Source organism: Lysobacter sp. A421, assembly GCF_054052145.1.
This window is the reverse complement of the sequence record NZ_JBSVRL010000002.1, coordinates 257,236-278,067: the sequence shown is the minus strand read 5'-3', so window position 1 is coordinate 278,067 and position 20,832 is coordinate 257,236. Positions and strand designations below refer to the sequence as shown.

Annotated in this window: 19 protein-coding genes and 1 pseudogene; 10 read left to right on the top strand and 10 right to left on the bottom strand. The window is 67.1% G+C overall.

Going from position 1 to position 20,832, the window contains the following annotated elements; genetic code table 11:
- Positions 1–17: 17 nt before the first annotated feature.
- The 4 genes and pseudogenes from ACW7G6_RS06700 to ACW7G6_RS06685 form a co-directional block, all read left to right on the top strand.
- A pseudogene (locus ACW7G6_RS06700) lies at positions 18–785 on the top strand (ribonuclease H-like domain-containing protein); the annotation flags it as partial.
- A 66-nt stretch (positions 786–851) separates the two neighbouring features.
- Positions 852–1,145, top strand: a complete 294-nt coding sequence (locus ACW7G6_RS06695) for an I78 family peptidase inhibitor (protein WP_456997851.1) — start codon at positions 852–854, stop codon at positions 1,143–1,145.
- 11 nt (positions 1,146–1,156) lie between these two features.
- Positions 1,157–1,630 carry a ribonuclease domain-containing protein gene (locus ACW7G6_RS06690; RefSeq protein WP_456997850.1) on the top strand — a complete coding sequence of 158 codons (474 nt, stop codon included), beginning with the start codon at positions 1,157–1,159 and terminating at the stop codon, positions 1,628–1,630.
- Entirely contained in the window at positions 1,627–2,073 is a 447-nt protein-coding gene (locus tag ACW7G6_RS06685) for a barstar family protein (RefSeq protein WP_456997849.1), read from the top strand. The genes ACW7G6_RS06690 and ACW7G6_RS06685 overlap by 4 nt, the downstream gene beginning before the upstream one ends.
- A gap of 69 nt (positions 2,074–2,142) precedes the next feature.
- Here the strand turns inward: ACW7G6_RS06685 and ACW7G6_RS06680 are convergent, their stop codons facing one another.
- The 10 genes from ACW7G6_RS06680 to recC all read right to left on the bottom strand — a co-directional run bounded on the left by ACW7G6_RS06680 (position 2,143) and on the right by recC (position 16,380).
- Entirely contained in the window at positions 2,143–2,475 is a 333-nt protein-coding gene (locus ACW7G6_RS06680) for a hypothetical protein (RefSeq protein ID WP_456997848.1), read from the bottom strand.
- A 134-nt stretch (positions 2,476–2,609) separates the two neighbouring features.
- The gene (locus ACW7G6_RS06675; RefSeq protein ID WP_456997847.1) at positions 2,610–2,849 is read right to left on the bottom strand and encodes a hypothetical protein; all 240 of its coding nucleotides are present in this window, start codon (positions 2,847–2,849) and stop codon (positions 2,610–2,612) included.
- Positions 2,850–2,927: 78 nt separating this feature from the next.
- On the bottom strand, positions 2,928–3,677 hold the full coding sequence (locus ACW7G6_RS06670; protein ID WP_456977923.1) for a flavodoxin family protein: 750 nt from the start codon (positions 3,675–3,677) through the stop codon (positions 2,928–2,930).
- Between the two features lie 5 nt (positions 3,678–3,682).
- Positions 3,683–4,660: an L-histidine N(alpha)-methyltransferase gene (egtD, locus tag ACW7G6_RS06665; RefSeq protein WP_456997846.1), complete on the bottom strand. Its 978-nt coding sequence runs from the start codon at positions 4,658–4,660 to the stop codon at positions 3,683–3,685.
- Positions 4,660–5,973 carry an ergothioneine biosynthesis protein EgtB gene (gene egtB / locus ACW7G6_RS06660; RefSeq protein WP_456997845.1) on the bottom strand — a complete coding sequence of 438 codons (1,314 nt, stop codon included), beginning with the start codon at positions 5,971–5,973 and terminating at the stop codon, positions 4,660–4,662. The genes egtD and egtB overlap by 1 nt, the downstream gene beginning before the upstream one ends.
- A 57-nt stretch (positions 5,974–6,030) precedes the next feature.
- Positions 6,031–6,621, bottom strand: coding sequence for a GTP cyclohydrolase I FolE (gene folE / locus ACW7G6_RS06655; protein WP_456977920.1), 591 nt, complete (start codon positions 6,619–6,621; stop codon positions 6,031–6,033).
- A gap of 120 nt (positions 6,622–6,741) precedes the next feature.
- Positions 6,742–7,209 carry a hypothetical protein gene (locus ACW7G6_RS06650; protein ID WP_456977919.1) on the bottom strand — a complete coding sequence of 156 codons (468 nt, stop codon included), beginning with the start codon at positions 7,207–7,209 and terminating at the stop codon, positions 6,742–6,744.
- Positions 7,210–7,319: 110 nt separating this feature from the next.
- On the bottom strand, positions 7,320–9,221 hold the full coding sequence (gene recD, locus ACW7G6_RS06645; protein WP_456997844.1) for an exodeoxyribonuclease V subunit alpha: 1,902 nt from the start codon (positions 9,219–9,221) through the stop codon (positions 7,320–7,322).
- A complete protein-coding gene (locus ACW7G6_RS06640; RefSeq protein WP_456977917.1) occupies positions 9,218–13,024 on the bottom strand; it encodes a UvrD-helicase domain-containing protein in 3,807 nt (1,268 codons plus the stop codon). Before ACW7G6_RS06640 ends, recD begins: the two co-directional genes overlap by 4 nt.
- The gene (recC, locus tag ACW7G6_RS06635; RefSeq protein ID WP_456997843.1) at positions 13,021–16,380 is read right to left on the bottom strand and encodes an exodeoxyribonuclease V subunit gamma; all 3,360 of its coding nucleotides are present in this window, start codon (positions 16,378–16,380) and stop codon (positions 13,021–13,023) included. Before recC ends, ACW7G6_RS06640 begins: the two co-directional genes overlap by 4 nt.
- Positions 16,381–16,539: 159 nt before the next feature.
- Here recC and ACW7G6_RS06630 point away from each other — a divergent pair, with 159 nt between their 5' ends.
- The 6 genes from ACW7G6_RS06630 (at position 16,540) to ACW7G6_RS06605 (ending at position 20,831) form a co-directional block, all read left to right on the top strand.
- Entirely contained in the window at positions 16,540–17,376 is an 837-nt protein-coding gene (locus tag ACW7G6_RS06630) for an ABC transporter ATP-binding protein (protein WP_456978801.1), read from the top strand.
- A complete protein-coding gene (locus ACW7G6_RS06625; RefSeq protein WP_456962709.1) occupies positions 17,376–18,125 on the top strand; it encodes an MlaE family lipid ABC transporter permease subunit in 750 nt (249 codons plus the stop codon). The genes ACW7G6_RS06630 and ACW7G6_RS06625 overlap by 1 nt, the downstream gene beginning before the upstream one ends.
- 60 nt (positions 18,126–18,185) lie before the next feature.
- Positions 18,186–18,746, top strand: a complete 561-nt coding sequence (mlaD, locus tag ACW7G6_RS06620) for an outer membrane lipid asymmetry maintenance protein MlaD (protein WP_456977915.1) — start codon at positions 18,186–18,188, stop codon at positions 18,744–18,746.
- Between the two features lie 5 nt (positions 18,747–18,751).
- Entirely contained in the window at positions 18,752–19,420 is a 669-nt protein-coding gene (locus ACW7G6_RS06615; RefSeq protein ID WP_456977914.1) for an MlaC/ttg2D family ABC transporter substrate-binding protein, read from the top strand.
- Positions 19,421–19,422: 2 nt separating this feature from the next.
- Positions 19,423–19,710, top strand: a complete 288-nt coding sequence (locus ACW7G6_RS06610; RefSeq protein ID WP_456977913.1) for an STAS domain-containing protein — start codon at positions 19,423–19,425, stop codon at positions 19,708–19,710.
- 80 nt (positions 19,711–19,790) lie between these two features.
- Positions 19,791–20,831, top strand: a complete 1,041-nt coding sequence (locus ACW7G6_RS06605; RefSeq protein WP_456977912.1) for an MlaA family lipoprotein — start codon at positions 19,791–19,793, stop codon at positions 20,829–20,831.
- The last annotated feature ends 1 nt before the right edge of the window (position 20,832 follow it).

Below are 20,832 nucleotides of genomic sequence, written 5' to 3'. Positions count from 1 at the left end.
CGGACACCCGACCAGACCCCGGAAGCGCGAAGACCTCGATCGAATCGTTGCGTCGCCTGCTCGGCGTGCGCGAGCGCTTGCCCATCTATGCGACACCGCCGCGCGGTCCGGTTGACCGTTCACTGCCCGGCGAGGAGATCGCCCCGGGGCTGCGGCTGATCGAGGATTGGCTGCCGTTCGCGGCGCCTGTCGACGCGCTGCCGCTGACCTTTGCCAAACGCGACGACACGGTCAACCCACGCGACCTGCTGTTCTTCGATACCGAGACCACCGGCCTGGCCGGCGGCACCGGCACGCGCGCGTTCCAGATCGGCGCGGCGGACTGGCATCGTCATCCGGTTCATGGCGATGGCTTGCGTGTGCGCCAATTACTGATCACTACCCTGGCGGCCGAACCACTGATGCTGCGCACGTTCGCCGACTGGCTGGCGCCGACCACGGTGCTGTCGAGCTACAACGGCCGCTGCTACGACTCGCCGCTGCTGAAGACGCGCTACCGGCTCGCGCGGATGGACGACCCGATCACGCCGCTGGACCATGTCGACCTGCTGTTCCCGACGCGGCGCCGCTACCGCGGGACGTGGGAGAATTGTCGGCTGGCGACGATCGAGCGCGAGTTGCTGAAGATCATGCGCGAGGACGACTTGCCCGGCTCGCAAGCACCCGCGGCGTGGCGATCATATCTGCGCGGCGGCTCGTCCGCGCTGCTGCGGCGCGTGTGCGCGCACAACCATCAGGACGTGGTGACCCTGGCGCGGCTGATACTGCGACTGGCTTTTACATGATCCTAACGGTTTCGACGGCACGCTCACGACAATGACTTCACGGCAATCACTATCAGGAGCAACACCATGGTTCGAATCGCCTTACCTGCCGCCATCATCATGTTCGCGGCCGCCGGCTGCACCACGATGGCAACACCTCCGCCGCAGGTAATCGTGGGCCCGTGCACGACCGACACGATCTCGTGGGCGATCGGCAACGCCGCCACCGCCGAAGTCGTCGAGCGCGCGCGCATCGAGAGCAACAGCAGCCACGTACGGGTGATCGAGCCGAACCAGGCCGTGACCCAGGATTACCGGGAGGACCGGCTGAACATGCACGTCAACGAGTTGGGCGCGATCAACAGCCTGACCTGCGGCTAGGACACAGCGCCATGCATCGCAACCGATCGGCTTGGCTGGTTGCCGGCGTTGTCCTGGTCGGGTTGCTGGCATGGACGCAGCGGCCCGATAACGGCGCGTTGCTCCCTCCGGGTAGCGCGCCCAGCGTCCACGCACCGGCCACGGCGCCCGGTGAATTGCCCGGCGACGTCACCGGTTCCGCGTCGGCTGCCGGCCCGGGCTATCCGGCGTTCCTGCCGTCCCAGGCGCACCCGGTGCTTGACGACATCGCCCGTGGTGGGCCGTACGACTACCGGCAGGACGGCGGCGTGTTCCAGAATCGCGAACGCGAGTTGCCGACGCAGCCGCGCGGCTATTACCGCGAGTTCACCGTGCCTACGCCCGGCTCCCGCGATCGCGGCGCACGGCGCATCGTGACCGGCGGCGACCCGCCGGTGGAGTATTTCTACACCGACGACCATTACCGCAGCTTTCGTCGTTTCCAACTGCCGGCGGCGTCGCGATGAACGCCACCAACCCCACCGAGCTGCTTCCAATGCTGGTTGACCCGCTGCGCGCCGGGGCGTACTTCATCGATGACCGCGACACCCCGGCGATGACGGCCGCTGCCGCATCGCTGGATTTCACCGTGGCGCGCATCGACCTGGCCAACTGCGCTGACAAGGCCGGCGCGCTGGCCAGGATCGGCGAGACGTTGCAGTTCCCGGACTGGTTCGGCGCCAACTGGGATGCGCTCGCCGACTGCCTCGGCGACCTGTCATGGCTGCCCGCACCCGGCTACCTGCTGGTGCTGGACAACAGCGGCCAATGGCAGGCCACCCGGGATGCCGGCTTCAACACCTTGCTGGCGATCCTCAATGAGGCCGCCACGGATTGGTGCGAGCGCAACGTTCCCTTCTGGGCGATGGTTCCGCTGCCGGCCGAGACGCTGGAAACGCTGGAACCCTGAGTGCCACAGGCGTCCACGGCACCCAGCGTTCAAGCCTTGGGATGAGACCCCGGTTCAGTGGCCGTCGCGTCAGTGCCCGTCGCGATCGGCATCACCCGGCAGCGCGTCCTCGACCCGGTGCCAGGCGGCCTTGACAGCGTGCTTGGCTTTTTCCCAACCAAGCTGGGATTGGCCGCGAGCTTGCTCGTAGTCGCTCTTCAACTCGGGCTCGGCCTGGTCGAAGGTCTTGCCCTGGTATCGCTGCTGGCCCTGATAGCCGGTGCGATAGGCCGGGTCGTACTCGTCGTAGGTGCGGCCGGCCTCGTAATAGCCTTCCTTGCTGTACTGGTTCTTCCAGTAGTCCTGTTGGCTGGTCTCATCCAGCAGACGGGTCGGGTTGTCGCCAGTGCGATTGGTGGTCATGAGGTGCCTCCAGTGATCGCGAAGTCCAACAACTTCGCAGTGCAGACCACGCTAATCGCCACTGTGTAATCCACTGTCAAGAAAACCGGCGACGACCTCCACGCCGATTGAACAATCCGGCTGGAGGAAGGCAGCTAGCGCCGATCGTCGTCTCCGGCGCTGAAGTCGATCCCGGCCGGCTCTGAATCGCTCGACCACACCGCTTCCTGACTGCGCTCGCACCATGCCGGCACGCCTTCTCCGGGGCGGCCCTCATCGGCGCCGCTACATTCGGGGCGCGCGTCGACGGCGGCATTGGTGTCGCGGTACTCGACACCGCTGCAGCCGGCGATCACCAAGGTGGCAAGAAGAGTGACTGGAGAAAGCAGGCGCATGGTGAAACCCCGGCAGGTAGTGGCGTTTGCGGGAAGCCTATCAAACACCGTTTCCCGGCGCGGGCGCCCGTCACCAACTCAGCGCCGGTCGGCGCGACCGGCGGCTTCGGCCGGGTCCGGATGGCCAAAGCGCTGGCCGTCCTCCCAGGCAGCGGGCACGTTGCCGTGGGCGGGTACGCCGCCGGCGTCCTTCAGCAACCGCGCCAGGTGCATCAGGTTCCACGCCATGAAGGTGGTGTTGCGCTGGGTGAAGTCGTTGTCGAAGCCACTGCCGTCGTCGCCATACGACTTGCCGGGACCGGCCTCGCCGATCCAGCCGGCGTCCGCAGCCGGGGGAATGGTGTAGCCGATGTGGTTGAGCGCGTAAAGCAGGCTCGACGCGCAATGCTTGATGCCGTCCTCGTTGCCGGTCACCAGCGCGCCGCCGACACGGCCGTAATACAGGTACTGGCCGTTGTCGCCGGTCTTGTCCGATTCAGCGTACAGCCGCTCAATCACCCGGCGGCAGACCGAGCTTTGCTCGCCGAGCCAGATCGGCGTGCACAACACCAGGATGTCGGCGGCCATCACCTGTTTGCACAACAACGGCCAGTCGTCATGATCGAAGCCGTGCTCCGTCATATCGGGCATCACGCCCGGAGCCAGATCCAGGTCGACCGCGCGCACGATATCGACACTTACCTGCTGCGCGCGCATCACCCCGGCGGCGACTTCGATCAGTCGCGCGGTGTGGGAGTCCTCGCCATCACTGCGCTTGAGCGTGCAGTTGAGAAACAGCGCTCGCAGGTCCTGGTAGCTCGCGGGAGGTTGGCTTGATTCAGGGGGCATGACATTCACCTTGGTTGCAGCAGGCGCAGGCCGAACCAGTCGCGCGGGTCGTTCCAGCGCTCGACCACGCGTAGTCCGGCACGCTCGGCCAGCGCTTCGAAGCTGGCGTCGGTGTACTTGTGGCTGTACTCGACCGGCATCGCCTCGCCTTCGCCGAAATGGAAGGTTTTACCGGCAACGTGGACGTCCTGTGCGCGCCGGCTGACCAGATCGGTCTCGATGCGGCCACGCTCGTGCGAATACACCGCGCGGTGGGTGAATCCATCCAGGTCGAAATCGCTGTCGATCTCGCGATTGAGCCGGGCCAGCAGGTTGAGGGTGAATTGCCTGGTGACCCCGGCGGCATCGTTATAGGCCGCCTCGATCACGGCGCCATCCTTGTCCAGGTCGATCCCGATCAGCGCCTGGCCACGTGCACCCATGGTTGCGCGCATCGAGCACAGCAGACGCAACGCAGCGGCTTCATCGAAGTTTCCCAGGGTCGAGCCGGGGAAAAACACCAGCGTGTGGCCCGCCTCGCGCACCGGCCGTGGCAGCGGTACCGCATCAGTGAAATCGGCGCACACCGGCAACAGTTCGATCTGCGGAAACATCAGTGCCAGCCGCTCGACACTGGCCACCAGCGCGGTGCGCGAGATCTCGATCGGGGTGTAGGCGACCGGGTCATCCAGCCCTTCCAGCAGCAGTTGGGTCTTGCGTCCGCTGCCGCTGCCGTACTCGACCACGTGCGCGTTTGCGGCGACCACCTCGCGGATTTGCGGCATCGAGGCATGCAGCAGTTCCAGCTCGACGCGGGTTAGGTAGTACTCGGGCTGACGGGTGATCTGCTCGAACAGTTGCGAGCCGCGCTCATCGTAGAAGTACTTCGACGACAGCGTCTTCGGCGTGGATGACAAGCCAGCCAGGGTGTCGCCGGTGATGTCGTCGGGGGTGGGTTGCAGGTCGGTGATTTGCGGTAGCACGGCGGTCTCGACAGTTGTCATCAGGCATCCCTGGCCAGGCGCAGACCGGAGAACTGCCAGCGGTCGGGCGGATAGAAGAAATTGCGGTAGCTTGCTCGCAGGTGGTCGGCCGGGCTGACGCAGCTGCCGCCGCGCAACACCTGTTGGCCGCACATGAACTTGCCGTTGTACTCGCCCAGCGCGCCGGGCATCTCGCGGAAGCCGGGGTAGGCGTTGTAGCTGCTGGAAGTCCATTCCCAGACGTCGCCGAACATTTGCCGCGGCGTGCGGCCATCGGCGCGAACGCCAAGCGGCTGCAACCGGTCGTCGTCGACAAAGTTCCCATCAACCGGCAGCGGTTGCGCGGCATGCTCCCACTCAAACTCGGTCGGCAGTCGCGCGCCGGCCCAGCGCGCGAATGCGTCGGCTTCGAAATAGCTCAGGTGGCACGCCGGCGCATGCGGGTCGATCTCCCGCAGCCCGCCAAGGGTGAACTCACGCTCCAGCGCCTGCTCCCAGTACAGCGGCCGGCACCAGCGCTGCTGACTGACCTGCGCCCAGCCGGCGCTGAGCCACAGCGCCGGGTTCCGATAGCCGCCATCGTCGATAAAGGCGCGGTATTCCACGTTGCTGACCGGTCGGCTTGCCAACGCGTGGGACGGCATCAATACCCGGTGCCGCGGCGATTCGTTGTCATAGGCAAAAACGTCGCTGGCGTTCGGCCATGGCGGTGCACCCACGTGGATGATGGCCTCATCCTGGCCGATCCATTCCAGCGGGCTGGGGTGACTGCGTGGCTGCTGCAGATCGGTGCGGTACGCCGGCTTCAGCGGGTTGCACCACAAGGCGTGCTTGATGTCGGTCAGCAACAGCTCCTGGTGCTGTTGCTCATGGTGGAGCCCCAGCTCGATGCGCTGCAGCAATCCGCCGCCACCATCTTCCGCCGACTCGAAATCGCCGCAAAGGAACGCCGCGGCCATCCGCGCATCCACCTGGTCTCGATAGTCCAGCACCTGCGCAAGCGTGGGCCGCGACAACAGCCCGCGCTGTGTGCGCTCGTGCATGGGCCCGATGCTTTGGTAGTAGCTGTTGAACAGGTAGTCCCAGGCCGCATTGAGCGGCTGGTAATCATCGCGGGCGCCAAGCACGAAGCGCTCGAAAAACCAGGTCGTATGCGCGAGATGCCATTTGCTCGGGCTGGCGTCGGCCATCGACTGCACCATCGCATCCTCGGCCGACAACGGTGCCGCCAGCGCGAGGCTGCGTGCGCGCACGTCCCGGTAGCGGGCAGCAAGGTCGCAGGGCGGCACGGTGGCCGCCGCCGACAACGATCTGGAGTCAATGGTCACGGGCATGGTTCAAGCATACAAACCGGCATGGCCGGGCGGGTTAGGGCGACGTGACGGAGCCACTCAACGCGAGCCTGTGGTACCGATGAACTGCAAGAACTCCGAGCGTGTACGGGCGTCGTCCCGGAAGCCGCCAAGCATCTTGGAGGTGATCATCGCCACGCCCCGCTTGTGCACGCCGCGGGTGGTCATGCAGCCATGGGTGGCCTCGATCACCACGCCGACGCCGCGCGGGTTCAGCACCCGCTGGATGCAGTCGGCAATCTGCGCGGTCATTTTTTCCTGCACTTGCAGACGGCGGGCATAGGCATCCACCACGCGCGCCAGCTTGCTGATGCCCACCACCTTGCCGTCGGGCAGGTAGCCGATATGGGCGCGGCCGATAATCGGCGCCATGTGATGCTCGCAATGGCTTTCGAAGCGGATGTCGCGCAGCACGATCAACTCGTCGTAGCCGGCGACCTCCTCGAAGGTGCGCGCCAGGTACTCGTCGGGATCCATCGCATAGCCGCTGAACCAGTCGGCATATGCCTTGGCGACGCGTTTGGGCGTGTCCAGCAAGCCCTCGCGGGTGGGGTCGTCGCCGGCCCAGCTGAGCAAAGTGCGCACAGCGGCTTCGGCCTGCTCACGAGTAGGTTGGTTGGGGTCGGCCATGGGTCGCGCACCTGTTTGCGGGCCGATCATGCTACTCCAGCAAAGAAAAAACGGGGCCGCAAGGCGGCCCCGTTGAAGTACTGATGCGTCGTTTCTTGTTGTGGGTGCGGCTGTGGCCGATCAGCGACCGTCGCGGTCGGCATCGCCCGGCATGGCGCGTTCAATGTGGTGCCAGCCATCACGTACCGCGTGTTTGGCGTCGTTCCACTCCATGCGCGAATTGTCCTGGGCCCGGGTCTGGTCCCACTTGCGCTGCAACTCGGGCTCGACGTCGTCGAACTTCTTGCCGTTGTACTGGCCGTAGGTGTCATAGCCATACTGATAGGCCGGCTCGTAGTCATTCCACTGGCGATCGGCGGAGTAGTACGGAGCGTTCTTGTATTCGCGCTGGAAATGCTCGCGATACTCGGTGGGGTTGACCGCCTCGGCCATGGAATCGCCCGCCTTCGCCCCGACCACGCCGCCGGCCACCGCGCCCACCGCGCTGCCGATCGGCCCGCCTGCCGCGCCAACCGCCGCGCCCGTCACCGCGCCGGCGACCGCGCCGGCACCTGCACCAATACTGTGGTCTTTCTTGACATCGTTCATGGGCTTGCTCCGTTGTGGGGGGGTACCCGGCTTGCGGCACCGGATGCCACGACACTAGGAGCGGCCTGATCGTGCTGGAGTGAAGGAATGAATGAACAGGGGGACCTCGTTCATCCACCGCTTTGCGGTTGGCACAGGCGCCGAGCCAGCCCGGATACCCGCCCGGCATGACGCGCCAATGCGCCGCGCAATACCGCCTCGCTGGCGCACAGATGCAGCTCGTTTCGCGCCCGCGTCAGTGCGGTATAGACCAGCTCGCGCGACACGCCGCGACCGTCCTGGCGGGGCAACTGCAACCACACCTCATCGAATTCCGAGCCTTGTGCCTTGTGCACGGTCATCGCAAAGGCGCTCTCGTGGGCCGGCAGCGCGGCTGGATGAAAGGCCCGCACCCCCTCGTGACGCGTGGAGGGAGCGGGCCCATCGGCTGCCGACGCAACGTTGTGGTCGATGCCGCTATCGGCAAACCAGGCCACCAGCATCCCCCGGTCATCGCGCAGGCAAATGCCGATGTCGCCGTTGAACAGGCGATGGCGGTAACTGTTCTGGGTGACCAGCAACAGCCGCCCTTGGAAGTAGCCCCCGCGCTGGCGACCCACCAGTGCCTCCTCGATGCGCTCGTTCAATCCACGTGCGCCTTGCGCGCCGTCGCGCAGAGCGGTCAGCAGGCGCACCCGTCCGGCCCGCGCCAATGCAGTGGCCGGGTCGGGCGCATCACCGAGCGCGCGCCAATGCGACAGCAGAATGTCGCGGTGGGACTGGCGCCGGTCCAGGGGATCCAGCAGGTTCTCGTGGAAGTGCACACCGGCAAGGGACCCGCTTCTGAGCAGTTCCAGTGCGGTGTCCGCAGCGCCAGCACGCACGGCATCGGCGAGCGCGGCCAGCTCAAACGCGCCGGTCTGACGATAGCCGCGTTGCAGTTGCACACGGTGGCCAGCCAGACCCGTCGTGACGCCGGACGGCAGCCCATCACCGGCGCCGGCGGCTTCGACGATACCGGCCAGCACGTCGCCGGCTTCAACCGATGGCAGCTGGTCCGGGTCGCCCAGCAGGATCAGGCGCGCGCCCTCAGGCACCGCCTCGGCCAGCTTGCACATCAATGGCAGGTCCACCATCGAGGCCTCGTCAACCACGATCACATCGAACGGCAGCGGGTTGTCGATGCCATGGCGGAAAGATGGGCTGTCAGGAACGGTGCCGAGCAGGCGATGCAGGGTGCTCGCTTCGGTCGGCAACGCGTCCAGCAGTGTGGCGTCGGGCGATGCCGGGGCGAACGCGGCCAGCTCGCGCATCGTCCCCGCGGCGGCGCGCAGGCTTTCGGCCATGCGTTCAGCGGCGCGCCCGGTCGGTGCGGCAAGCGCGATGCGTAGCGGTGGCGTGCCCTTCAGCCTGGCCTGCGCGATCAACAGCACCAGCAAGCGGGCGATGGTGGTGGTCTTGCCGGTGCCGGGCCCGCCGGTCACCAGCAACAACGAGCGCACCAAAGCGAGCGTGGCGGCGCGGGCTTGACGATCCTCACCGTCACCCGCCTGCGGGAACAACGCGCTGAAGACCGGCGCCAGTGCCGTCATGTCGCCCGCGGCCGGCGTGTGTGCGGCGATTTCCTGCAGGCGCAGGGCCAGGCGACGTTCGTATTCGCGGTAGCGGCGCAGGTACAACAGGCCACCGTCCAGCACCAATGGCGCATGGGTCGGCGCCACCGCCTGCGCTGCCGGGGTGGTGACCCAGCGCGACGCGGCAAGCACCTCGCGCCAGTCGTCCGCATCGGGCCAGTCGATCGCCGCATCCAGCAGCAAGCCCGGTTGCGCCGGGTCGAAGCCGGCGTGACCGTGTGCCACCGCCAGCGATGCCAGCGCGGCACCGCTGAGCACCCAGTCGTGGGTGGCAACGGGGCTGTCGTCGGTGATGGTTCCCGACGGGTCGCCGCGTTCGAGCCGCCGCAGGCTTTGCGTCAATGCGTGGTCGATGGCGCGCAAGCCGCCGCTGCGTCTCAGCTGGTCGAACAAAGTCATCGGTTGGCCCCGCCTTCAAACAACGCATCCAACCCGTCGACCAGCGTAAACGCTGGCTTGGCGGCGTGGATGCCCGTGCTGGTCCCGATCGCCAAACCGCGACAGAACAGATAGCGCGTGCCGCCGAAATCGCGCTCGTAGTCATAGTCCCCGCCCAGCCGGAACCGCAGCCAGCGGTGCAGGGCGACGGTGTAGACCAGCGCCTGCAGGTCGTACTCGCTGTGCGTCATCGCGCGCGCCACGTTGGCCGCGTCGTAGCCGGGCAACCGGTTGGATTTGTAATCGAGCAGGTACCAACGGGCGTCGCGGGTGTAGGTCAAGTCGATCTTGCCGGTCATCAAGCCTTCCAGCTGTCGCCTGGCGCCAAAGGCCCGGCGCTCACTGACCACCCCGTGTGCGTGCAGGATCGACAGCAACGCTTCGGTTGAGGTGGGTTGCATGGCGAAATGGAACTCCAACTCGGCCCGACGCGCATCGGGCGGCAGCTCGCACAGCCGCCCGCCCTCGGCAAGCGTGACGGTCAGGGTGCGGCCGACCAGCGACGTCAGCTCGACGACGCCCTCGTCGATATCGGCGTCGGGATAGCCGCCGCGCCGCAATGCCGCGGCCAACGGCGCGGCCTGGCCCTCGGGCGCGGCCGCGGCGCGCCAGCCGGACCAGGCATGGAAGTCGACGTGCTCCAGCGCGTCGTGAAGGACGTTGCCGAAGCGGCTGCCACTGAAGCGATGATCAAAATGTTGATCAAGCGGCACCGGCGCGACGGGCTCCGCACCGGAACCTTCGGCGGCATCCTGCACGCCTTCCTCAAGCGTGCCTTCCTCAAACGTGCCTTCATCGAGCATGCCTTCATCGAGCACGGGCTCGTCGCTGGCGCCACGCTCATTGGCAATGCTGGCGGCACTGGTGGACTCGCCCAGACCCGCATCGGCCTTGCTCAACTGGGTGAAGCTGTAGACCCACCAGTCACGCGGCAAGTTGCGTTGCGCGATCCGCGCCGGTGGTACCGCACTGCTGGATTGCGCCGCCAGCGGCGGCAGGCTCGCAGGCAATTCGTCTTCATCCACCACGATGTCGGCATGCTCGCGCAGCCGCTCCGCGTCGGCCAGCATGGGCTGCACCGATGCGTTCGCGGACTGGTACAGGGGACCGCAAGCGAGCCACAGCGCGTGCCGGGTCCGGGTCAGGCCGACGTACAACAGCCGGGCATCCTCGGCCTGCTGTTCGCGCTGCCAGTCTTCTACCGCGCCGACCCACAGCGCCGGGTCTTGTTGATCACCGGCTTTCCAATGCAACACGCCGCCACACTCATCGGGAACCTGGCAGTGGCGCGCGGGTTGGCCGGGTTTCCTGCCGATACCGACAAACGGCAGGAACACCAGCGGGAACTCCAGTCCCTTGCTCTTGTGCAAGGTCAGGATCTGCACCCGGCGCGCGTCGGACTCGAGCCGCAGCAGCTGGGTATCGTCATTGGGGTCGGCGTCGGCGATGCGGGCATGCAACCAGTCGAGCAGGCCATGCATGCCCACGGCCTTCGCGCCCGCCTCCTGCAGCAGTTCGCCCAGTTGCATCAGATTGGTCAGCCGGCGCTCGCCGTCGACCAGTCCAAGCAGGCGCTCGGCATTGGCCGCGCACAGTTCCGACACCAGCGCCATTACGCCGTGTCGCTGCCAGCGCTCGCGCCAACCCAGTGCCTGCATCTGTTGCTGCTGACGCCAGTCGTCGTCGTGGTCGAGGCGGTCGATTCCGGCCGCATCGATGCCGACCAGCACCGTCGCCAATGCGGCCCGCAGGCGCCCTTCGTCGGCCGGCTGCAGCAACGCTTCCAGCACCGCCAGCAATTCATTGGCCTGCTCGCTCTGGAACAGGCTCTGCTTGCCGGCGGCCACCGCCGCAATGCCGGCATTCACCAACGCGGCCTGCATGCGCGATGCCTGGCTGTGATCGCGTACCAGCACAGCAATGTCGCCGGGCTGCACCGGCTGGCCCTTGATGGTGGCCTTGCCGGCGCGGGCATCGCCAAGCACGGCATGGATCTCGGCCACGCAGGCGCGGGTCACCGCCGCGCGCGATTCATCGGCCTTGTACGGTTTGTCATCGCTCGCCACTGGTATCTGCCGCACAGTCAACGCCGGCGCGTTGGCGCCGTTGCGCTGGTAGTCGGCATCGCTGTTGCCCGCGCCCGGCTCAACCTTGCGGAAGCGGATGCCGGAGTCGATGAAAGCGTCCTCGCCGGCCTGCGTATACAGCGCTTCGATCGCGCGCAACACACCCGGCCGGGAGCGGAAATTGTGCGTCAGCGGCGGTGCGATCACCGCATCTCGGCTGGCGGCCAGATAGGTGTGCACGTTGCCGCCGCGGAAGCCGTATATCGCCTGTTTGGGGTCACCGATCAGGAACAGCGCGGGGCCCGCGTCGGTGGCGCCAGTGGCGGCGTCGACGGCACCAGAGTCGGGGCCAAATACCCGTCGGAAGATTCCCCATTGCCGCGCGTCGGTATCCTGGAACTCATCCACCAGCGCGATCGCGTACTGCGCGCGCAGCTGCCTCGCCAGCTCGTCGCCATGCGGGCCTTCGAGGGCGTCGGCAACACCATCGATCAGGTCGTCGTAGCCCTGGACTCGGCGGGTGCGCTTGAGTTGTCGCAGTCGCGCCGCGGCCTCGTCACGGATACGGTGCAGCAGGATCAACGCCTGTGCGGCGAGCCATTCGCCGCGCGCCTCACGGGCGGCAATGAAGCCGGCAACAGCCTCACACAACGGGGACGTCGGCGTACCGGCATGCCGGTCCTTGTTGGTTCTCAGTGCCAGTTGGCCGGGTGTCAGCCGGCTGATCCGGTCATCGATGTCGGCGGTGGCCACGCCCGCCACGCACCAGCCACGCAATTCCGCCCACAGTTGGTCGGGCAGTCCTGCGCGGTAGCTGTTGCCGTTGAGCACCTTGTTGGCGATCGCGTCGTCCAGCTGTTTGCGCAGGTCATCGCCGTGCTCCGCGAAGGCGGTGCGCAAACCGACGGCGGCCCGTTCCAGGTCGGGAAGCGGGTCCGGTGTTCCATTCGGCCTTGGCGGCATCAGTTCCGGCGCACGCAACAAGGCGCCCAGGTCCTGGGCCAAGGCCTCTGGTCCAGCACTCCACAGCACGTGCAGCAGCGGCGCATCGTCGGGCTGGGCGCCATGGCTGCGCCACAGATCGGCGGCCACCTCATCACGCAATTCGCGGTCATTGCCGATCAGCTCCGGCGGCGAGAACGCCTGTCCGGTCAGCAACGCGTGCTCGCTCAGTACCCGCAGGCAGAAGCCGTGAATGGTGAACACCGCCGCGAGGTCGATTTCCAGTTCGGCACGGTGCAGGCGGGCGGCCAGCACGTTGGCATCCTCATGTTGCAACTGGCGCTGGATGATGGTCCGGGTCAGCCGGCTTTCGGGGTCGTCGTGCGCGCAGGCGTCGATGACCGCGCCGTCGCCGGTCAAGCCAGGGTTGCCCGGGTCGGCACCGGCCAGCGGGTCCGTCGAATCTGCAGCCAGCGCGCGTGCGATCCTCGCCGCCTTCGCCAGCCGCTTGCGCAAGCGTGCGCGCAGTTCCTGGGTGGCCGCGTCGGTAAAGGTCACTGCCAGGATCTGGCCCAGCCGCAGGTCGCGCTCGACCACCAGCCGGGTGACCAGGGTCGCCAAGGTGAAGGTCTTGCCGGTGCCGGCGCTGGCCTCGATCAGCTGCACCCCGGACAACGCGATGTCGAGGTAGGGATCGGTGATGGCGATGGCATCGTCCTCGGTGCTGCTCACACTGCTGCTCGCACTGTTGCTCATACGGCCTCCGCATCGATGCCGCGGACCACGGCATCGAACACGATCCGGGCGATGCGGCGGAACTCCTGGGCCAGCTCGTCATCGCCAAATGGATCGCGTCCACGCAGCGCCAGCACCGCGCTGTCGGTTGCGCCTTCGCTGAAGCCGCGCTCGGAATGCCATTGGTTGAGCGCCGCCGCCCAGCCTTTTTCATCGTTGTCGGCGTCATACCAGACCCAGCCGGCACGCGGGCCATACGGCAATGGCTCACGCAGCCCCCAGGCCCGCAGCCGCAACAAGGCGGCCAATGCAGCGCGCGCCGGCTCGGTGGCTGCCGGCTCACGCACTACGGGGCCGGGCCCACGACCGGTCTGGAAAAACTGCGCCAGCGGTTGTGCCATGCCCAGCGCGCCGAGCACCAGCCAGTCCAGTCCGTGGGTGATTTGGGCGGGGCCGTGCAGCTTGACGTAGCGCAAACGTGGCAAGCCGTGGTCATGGACCTGCTCGATCCGGCCATGCAGTTGCACGCCATCGAGCTCCAGTTCGAAATCCTCGTTGTGCGCCGGCTTGTCGCCGCGCCATTCCACGAACGCCTCGGCATACGGTTGCACTTGCCGCAACACCGTCTGCAACTGGTGCTCGCCCAGCGGGCCGGAAGGCAACAGTGCTTGCGCGCGCAGGCGTTCGTGCAAGGCGTTCGGTGGCCGACCACCACGCTCGCCGTCCACGCACGCCTCGAATACCGCTTGTTGCAGATGCCAACGCTGCAGGCCGGCGGGAGGCGGAGCGAGCGGGTCGCCGTCGTCCACGGCGTCGGCGGCCGCCGGCAGTCGCAGCGCAAGGCGCTGACGCAGGAAGGCCGCAGCCGGATCGCGCAGGAAGTTGCGCAGGTCGGCCAGCGATACCCGTTCGACCCGCTCGCCGGCGGGCAGCGGATCGAGCAACCAGCGCGCCACCGGAACGCGGCGATGGTCGCCGACACTGGCTGCTGGATGCCATTCGCCGCGGTAGCTGTAACGGCGCGGCTCCAGGCCGTCTTCGTCGTCGCTGCCAAATGCCGCCGGGGCAAACGGCTGCAAGGGCTCATGCACGACCAGCGCCTTGCGTACCCCATCGCGATCGGGATCGTCCGGCGCGGCCTGGTGGTAGCCGGCCGCGGCATCCAGCAGTTCCGATACCAGTACCGACGGCTCGCGCACGCTGCCGTCGCGCGGGTCGGCGCCCAGGTAGCTGAGATAGAACACGTCCGACGCCGCGGCCAGCAGTTGCAGGAACAGGAAGCGGTCGTCGTCGCGCAACGAGCGGTCGCCATGGCGGCGCCGATCGGTGCCCAGCTCCGCGGTCAACTGGTTCAGGCCGGCGGCCGGGTCGCGACGCGGGTAGTCGCCATCGTTCATGCCCAGCACGCAGATCACCCGGAACGGCAGCAGACGCATCGGCACCATGCGGCCGAAGCTCACCCCGCCGGTCAGCAATGGCGCGCGGGTATCGGCTTCGGCCAGTTGGGCATTGAAGTATGCCCGCACCACTTCCGGCGGCACCGCAGACTCGTACCCTGCCCGCACTGCGGCATCGGCGAAGGCGTCGATCTGGCTGCGCAACCGCTCCAGCGCGCGCTGGTCGGCCGGCTCTTGCGGCGCCAGCGGCAGGACCGCCGCCAGCAGCTCCAGCAAACGGTCCCGCCACTGGTGGGGTGTCATGGCCGCGCCAAGCATGCGCTGGTGGCGTGCAAGCACGCGCAGCAAGCGGATCAACGCGTCCAGCGCATCCAGTGCGCCGCCCTCCAGCCCCGGCCACGGCGCGACCCCGGCGATTTCAGCGTCATCGCCACTGGCATGACCCAACAGCAGGCGATCCAGTGCGAAAGCCCAGGTGTAGGCGTCATCAGGTGGCGCCTGGTGTTGCTGGCGGTGCCTGGCGTCGATGCCCCAGCGTGCACCCGCCGCCTGCAGCCAGCCCTGCAGGCGCTCCAGCGCAGCGGCGTCCAGGCCGGCAGCGGCGGCGATCGGTGGGCTGGACAGCAAGTCGAGGATTTCACTCAACCCGAAACGCGAGATCGGCAGTTCGAGCAGGCGCAGGAACACTTCGGCGAGCGGCTCTGACGCCAGCGGACTGGTGTCGGCCAGGGCGTACGGGATGAACGCCGGCGTGGCCGCCAAGCCGCCAAACACGGCCTGGATATGCGGCGCATAGGGATCGATGTCGGGGGCGAGCACGACGATCTCACGCGGCGCCAACGGTGGATCGAAGCGCGGGTCCTCCAACAGACCACGCAGTTGGTCGTGCAGGACCTGCACCTCGCGCAGCCGGGTGTGGCAGGCGTGGACCTGCAGGCTGGCGTCGTTGCGATTCACCCCCGCGCGCAACGCGCCCGACGGCGTGGCGCGGCGATGGAACAAGTCGCCCTGCAGCCGCTTCAACAGACTGTCGGCGAGCCCGTCCTCGGCCAACGTGCGCGAATTGCCGGCCTGCTCCGGATCGACATACGCCGCGATCTCGCCCGAGGGATGCACCACCTCGTAGTTTCCCAACACCGCCATGAAGTCGCGCCCGGCCGCGCCCCAGGCCTGCAACAGCGGGTTGTCCGCACCGTCATCGGCAAACGGGTCGGCCGCCTGCGCCCGCAATCTCGCGGCGAGGGTCTGCAGGTCGCCCCAGTACGACCGGGTCGGGGTAGGCAGGTAGAAATGCAGCACCCCGACCCGGGCCTGGGTTGCAATGACCCGCAACACGTCCGGCGAGATATTCAGCGTCGCGAACGCGAACAGCCGCAATGGCAGCCCGGCCGGCAACGGCGCGCCGGGCTCGGCAAAGCCGCGCAGATAGTCGTCGATCCGGCGCCCGCGATGGCGTTTACCCGCCGCGATATGACGCCACAGCACCGCTTGCGGATCGAGCGGGGATTTCCCGGCCTCCCAGGCCAGCAGCCAGTCGCGCCGCCAGGCCTGGTACTTCTCGAACACCGAGGCCAGCTCGCCCGCCAACGACCATGGCTTGAGCGCGTCGCCATCGGCGAGGTAGCTGGCCAGCGCCCGCAACGCCGGCTCGCGCAACAGTGCCGGGGTGGTGAGCGCGCCGTACAGCTGCCAGTGCAGCGCGTCGGCAGCCAGATCATCCGCCGCGCCGGGCACGTTGGCATCCAGCGCCCGCTGGACAAACTCGCCCGGGGTCAGGAACTCCAGGTTCGCCGCGATCCCATGCGCCTGCGCCAGCGTCGCCTGCAGCCAACGCCGCATCGCCACCTGCGGGATCAACACGATATCGGGCGTCAGCAGCGACTGCCCCGGCGCCGGCGTGCGCAACTCCGCCGCCAGCAGGTTGGCCAGCAGATCAAGTGCGTTGGAATGGTAGAGGCGGAAATCGGCAGCGTCGGGCATGCTCTCATCTTGCCGCAGCGCCGTCGCAAACGCCGCGACTGGCCCCAATGCCTGCGCGAGCGGCAACACCCTGCGACAATGTCGACAACCCTTGTTCAGGTGCCGCCCACCAAGCTGCGCGATGTCTGCGCCTGCATGCCGGCGCGCCAATCCTTGCCGATGACCGACTCCAACCCCATCGTCCGCGTCAACAACCTTCGCCTCGACCGGGGCGACCAGGTGGTGCTGCGCGATATCAACCTGGAAGTCCCGCGCGGGCAGGTGGTCGCGGTGCTGGGTCCGTCGGGCAGCGGCAAGTCCACCCTGTTGGCGGCGCTGACCGGTGAATTGTGGCCGGCGGCCGGCTCGGTGGAGATCTTCGGCCAGCCGATGCCGCGCGCGTCGCGACCGTTGCTGGAACTGCGTAAGCGCATCGGGGTGATGTTGCAGGGCAACGGGCTGCTGACCGACCTGACCGCCGCCGAGAACGTCGCCCTGCCCTTGCGCACCCATACCCGGCTGCCCAAACCGGTGATTGAGCGACTGGTGCGGATGAAACTGCACGCGGTCGGTTTGCGCGCGGCAGCGGACGCCTTCCCGCGCGAGCTGTCCGGCGGCATGGCGCGCCGGGTCGCCTTGGCGCGGGCGCTGGCGATGGACCCGCCGCTGATGATCTACGACGAGCCGCTGACCGGGCTGGACCCGATTGCCAGCGGAGTGGTGATGGAATTGGTGCGTCGGCTCAACGACAGCCTTGGCCTGACCAGCATCGTAGTCACCCACCACGTCCGCGAGACCTTGCCGATCGCCGACCATGCCATCGTGATCGCCAACGGTACGATCGTGTTCTCCGGCACCCCGGACGCGCTGGAGGCCAGCACCGACCCGTTGGTCCGGCAGTTCCTGGACGGCAACCCGGACGGTCCGATCGGCTTTGACGCGCTGCCTCGCGGCGCCGAACTTCGTGGCACCGAGCCCGGCAACCCCGCCACCGCAACCACCAAGGAAGTCGCCTGATGGCCCTGGCTGCCGCTACCCGCTCCGTTGGCCGCGCCGGCCTGTTTACCTTGTCGGTGCTGCGTGCCTCGGTGCCCAGTGTCGACCTGTTCCGCGAGCTGGTCCGCGAGATCTACAAGATCGGCGCACGTTCGCTGCCAATCATCGCCGTTGGCGGCGCGTTCGTCGGCTTATCGCTGACGTTGCTGGCCTATCGCGCACTCGACACCTACGGCGCCAGCAACCAGGTCAGCATGATCCTGGGGCTGGGCATCTACCGCGAACTGGGCCCGGTACTGACCGCATTGTTGTTCATCGGCCGCGCCGGTTCGTCGATCGCCGCCGAGCTGGGCCTGATGCGCGCCACCGACCAGATCACCGCGCTGGGCCTGATGGGCATCGATCCGGTCGGCAAGGCGGTGGCGCCACGGTTCTGGGCGGCGGTGTTGTGCGTGCCGCTGCTGACCGGGTTCTTCTGCTCGCTGGCGATCAGTGCCAGTTACCTGGAAGCGGTGCACGTGATCGGCGTGGACTCGGGTATTTTCTGGCAGGTATTGCGCGACAGCGTCGATCTGGTCGATGACTTCGGCATGGCGATGGTGAAATCCGCCGTGTTCGGCGCGGTCGCCGCGCTGGTCGCCGCCTACGTCGGTTTCCACGCCGAGCCGACCATCGAAGGCACCTCGGTCGCCACCACCAAGGCGGTGGTCAACGCCTCGCTGCTGGTGCTGATGTTGAACTTCGTGATGTCCGCACTGTTGTTCCAGTAGCACCATGCATCAACAACCCCATGCATCTAATCGATGCGCGCAAGCACCAAGGTAGACACCATGAGCAACCGTAGCCCCCGTATCGAATTCGCCGTTGGCGCGTTCCTGCTGCTCGCGCTGGCATCGCTGCTGGTGCTGGCGATCAGCTCCACCAATGGCAAGCTGGGCTGGTTTGGCGGCAGCGATTACGAAATCACCGCCCGCTTCAGCAACCTGGGCCCGCTGCGCGCCAACGCCCCGGTCAAGATTGGCGGGGTGGCGATTGGTCGCGTGTCGAATATCACCCTGGACCCGGTGAAGCTGGATTCGGTGGTGACGCTGGCCATCGATGAGCGCTACAACGACCTGCCATCGGACACCAGCGCGGCGATCCTGACCTCCGGCCTGCTCGGCGAGAGCTACATCGGGCTGCAACCTGGCGGTGACCTGGAGCCGCTGAAGCCCGGCGACCAGATCTTCCTTACCCAGTCGTCGGTCGACCTGATCCAGATGGTCGGCAAGTACATGTTCAGCGGCGGTCCGGACAATGGCGATACACCCGCCGGCAATGCCGATACACCCGCCCCTGCCGACGTGCCGGCCTACCTGCAGGAAAGCGAACCTGCCCCCGTCAAGGAATAACTGCCATGACTCGCAATCCCATCCCGACCGTACTGGCTGCCCTGGTGGCCGCCGCCGTGCTGACGACGTCGCCTGTCCTCGCGTTCGCCTCCGGTGCGCCCGCTCAGGCCGAGACCGCCGCGCCGGCCACCGCGCCCAGCAAGCTGGTGCTCGACAACGCGACCCGCATCCTGACCACCCTGGAAGCCCGTCGCGACGAGTTCACCACCGATCGCGCCGCGCTGAGCACGTTCATCGCCGGTGAATTCGACCAGATGTTCGACGCCAACTACGCCGCGCGGCTGGTGTTGGGCCGTCATGGCCGTGGCGCTTCCGATGCCGACGTCAAACGCTTTGCCGATGCATTGACCAGCAACCTGATGCAGCGCTACGGCTCATCGCTGCTGGACTTCAACGCCCAGTTGAAGGTCCGGGTGAATTCCGAGAGCCCGTTGCGTGGCGGCTCGATGGTCAAGGTATCCAGCGAGTTCCTGCGCCAGGGCGGCCAACCGATTCCGGTCGATTACCTGATGCACAAGGTCGGCGGGCAATGGAAGGTATTCGACGTGATGGTGGAAGGGGTGAGCTTCATCCAGACCTTCCGCAACCAGTTCGACACCCCGTTGTCGCGCAAGTCGATCGCCGAAGTTGCCGCTGATCTGGAAGCCGGCAAGCTGCAGGCGGACGCCAAGTAGCCATGGCGACCCGGCCCGCAACGGTTTCACGCGATGGCGATGCGCTGGTGTTCAACGGCGCGCTGGAACGCGAAGCCGTGCCCGCCTTGTGGAAATCCGCCCTGCCGCAGTTGCAGTCCGTTATCCGCTTCGAGCTGGGTCAGGTCAGCCGGGTCGATAGCGCCGGCGTGGCGTTGTTGGCCGAGCTGGCCTCGCGCGCTGGCAAAGTCGCCATCGTGGGTGATCCGGTGGGTTTGGCCGAGCTTCGTGCCGCCTACCGGCTTGGCTCGGACCTGGATTTCTCCCATTGAGTGACCGGAACCAGGTAACGGGATTCAACGTCCCGCCCCCGCTGGTCCTGGTTGCCCCGATCGTCCCTTAGAATCCCCCAATGTCTGTGCAAAAATCCATCAGCCCTCGTCGTGACAGGGATGCTGCCGCCTTCTGCGGCCCCGCGCTGGCCTTCGTGCTGGCCATTGGTGCCGTCGGCTGTGCATCGACCCCGGCCGCGGAGCAGGCCATGGCTCCGGCCGCGACAGACACCTCGGCCCAGATCGCGGCCACCGACGGTTCTGACACACCACCGGCCGGGATCGTGGAAACGGCAGGCGGCGGGCCCGGCAGCGCGCAAGCCCCGCCCACCCCGGCGGAGCTCGACTTCAACGCGATTTATGGCCAGCCCTATGACCCGGTCGCCGATCCAACCCTGCCCGAGCCGGCCCGGATACGCGGCGCCTACGACCCGTGGGAAAATTACAACCGCAAGATGCACGTGTTCAACAACTTCATTGACCGCGCCGTTGCACGGCCCCTGGCACGTGCCTACGTGGCTGCGGTGCCACGCCCGATCCGGCTGGGCGTGAGCAATTTCTTCAGCAACCTTGGCCAGCCGGTGACCGCCGTCAATGCACTGCTGCAGGGCAAGCCGGCGGAGGCGGCGCAGTCGCTTGGGCGCTTCGCCCTCAACACCACGCTGGGCATCGGCGGCATCTTCGACCCGGCCAGTGACGCCTCGCTGGACAACCGCAGCGAAGATTTCGGCCAGACCCTGGGGATCTGGGGTTGGGAGCGTTCGCGTTACGTCGAGCTGCCGCTGTTCGGGCCACGCACCATCCGTGACGTGTTCGGCATGGTGGGTGACGCGCCACTGAGCCCGCTGCGCCAGATCGAAGAAGACAAGGTCCGGATACCGCTGCAGGGCCTGCAGCTGGTGAACGTACGTACCCAGCTGCTGGCCACCGACAGCCTGCGTGTCGGCGCCGCCGACGACTATGCGCTGGTTCGCGACGCGTGGATGCAACGCCGCGATTACCAGATCTTTGGTGAGCGCATGCAGGACAAAGGCGAGACCGCGCTGCCCGACTATTTGCTGGAAGACGACAACCCGATCGTGCCGGTGGGTGCAATGCCGGTCATGCCGCCGGGCAACTGAG

What these genes read in the sequence shown, in the direction of transcription:
- ACW7G6_RS06695 (WP_456997851.1), top strand. Translation starts at nt 852, where the DNA reads ATGGTTCGAATCGCCTTACCTGCCGCCATCATCATGTTCGCGGCCGCC.
- ACW7G6_RS06690 (WP_456997850.1), top strand. Translation starts at nt 1,157, where the DNA reads ATGCATCGCAACCGATCGGCTTGGCTGGTTGCCGGCGTTGTCCTGGTC.
- ACW7G6_RS06685 (WP_456997849.1), top strand. Translation starts at nt 1,627, where the DNA reads ATGAACGCCACCAACCCCACCGAGCTGCTTCCAATGCTGGTTGACCCG.
- ACW7G6_RS06680 (WP_456997848.1), bottom strand. Translation starts at nt 2,475, where the DNA reads ATGACCACCAATCGCACTGGCGACAACCCGACCCGTCTGCTGGATGAG.
- ACW7G6_RS06675 (WP_456997847.1), bottom strand. Translation starts at nt 2,849, where the DNA reads ATGCGCCTGCTTTCTCCAGTCACTCTTCTTGCCACCTTGGTGATCGCC.
- ACW7G6_RS06670 (WP_456977923.1), bottom strand. Translation starts at nt 3,677, where the DNA reads ATGCCCCCTGAATCAAGCCAACCTCCCGCGAGCTACCAGGACCTGCGA.
- egtD (WP_456997846.1), bottom strand. Translation starts at nt 4,660, where the DNA reads ATGACAACTGTCGAGACCGCCGTGCTACCGCAAATCACCGACCTGCAA.
- egtB (WP_456997845.1), bottom strand. Translation starts at nt 5,973, where the DNA reads ATGCCCGTGACCATTGACTCCAGATCGTTGTCGGCGGCGGCCACCGTG.
- folE (WP_456977920.1), bottom strand. Translation starts at nt 6,621, where the DNA reads ATGGCCGACCCCAACCAACCTACTCGTGAGCAGGCCGAAGCCGCTGTG.
- ACW7G6_RS06650 (WP_456977919.1), bottom strand. Translation starts at nt 7,209, where the DNA reads ATGAACGATGTCAAGAAAGACCACAGTATTGGTGCAGGTGCCGGCGCG.
- recD (WP_456997844.1), bottom strand. Translation starts at nt 9,221, where the DNA reads ATGACTTTGTTCGACCAGCTGAGACGCAGCGGCGGCTTGCGCGCCATC.
- ACW7G6_RS06640 (WP_456977917.1), bottom strand. Translation starts at nt 13,024, where the DNA reads ATGAGCAACAGTGCGAGCAGCAGTGTGAGCAGCACCGAGGACGATGCC.
- recC (WP_456997843.1), bottom strand. Translation starts at nt 16,380, where the DNA reads ATGCCCGACGCTGCCGATTTCCGCCTCTACCATTCCAACGCACTTGAT.
- ACW7G6_RS06630 (WP_456978801.1), top strand. Translation starts at nt 16,540, where the DNA reads ATGACCGACTCCAACCCCATCGTCCGCGTCAACAACCTTCGCCTCGAC.
- ACW7G6_RS06625 (WP_456962709.1), top strand. Translation starts at nt 17,376, where the DNA reads ATGGCCCTGGCTGCCGCTACCCGCTCCGTTGGCCGCGCCGGCCTGTTT.
- mlaD (WP_456977915.1), top strand. Translation starts at nt 18,186, where the DNA reads ATGAGCAACCGTAGCCCCCGTATCGAATTCGCCGTTGGCGCGTTCCTG.
- ACW7G6_RS06615 (WP_456977914.1), top strand. Translation starts at nt 18,752, where the DNA reads ATGACTCGCAATCCCATCCCGACCGTACTGGCTGCCCTGGTGGCCGCC.
- ACW7G6_RS06610 (WP_456977913.1), top strand. Translation starts at nt 19,423, where the DNA reads ATGGCGACCCGGCCCGCAACGGTTTCACGCGATGGCGATGCGCTGGTG.
- ACW7G6_RS06605 (WP_456977912.1), top strand. Translation starts at nt 19,791, where the DNA reads ATGTCTGTGCAAAAATCCATCAGCCCTCGTCGTGACAGGGATGCTGCC.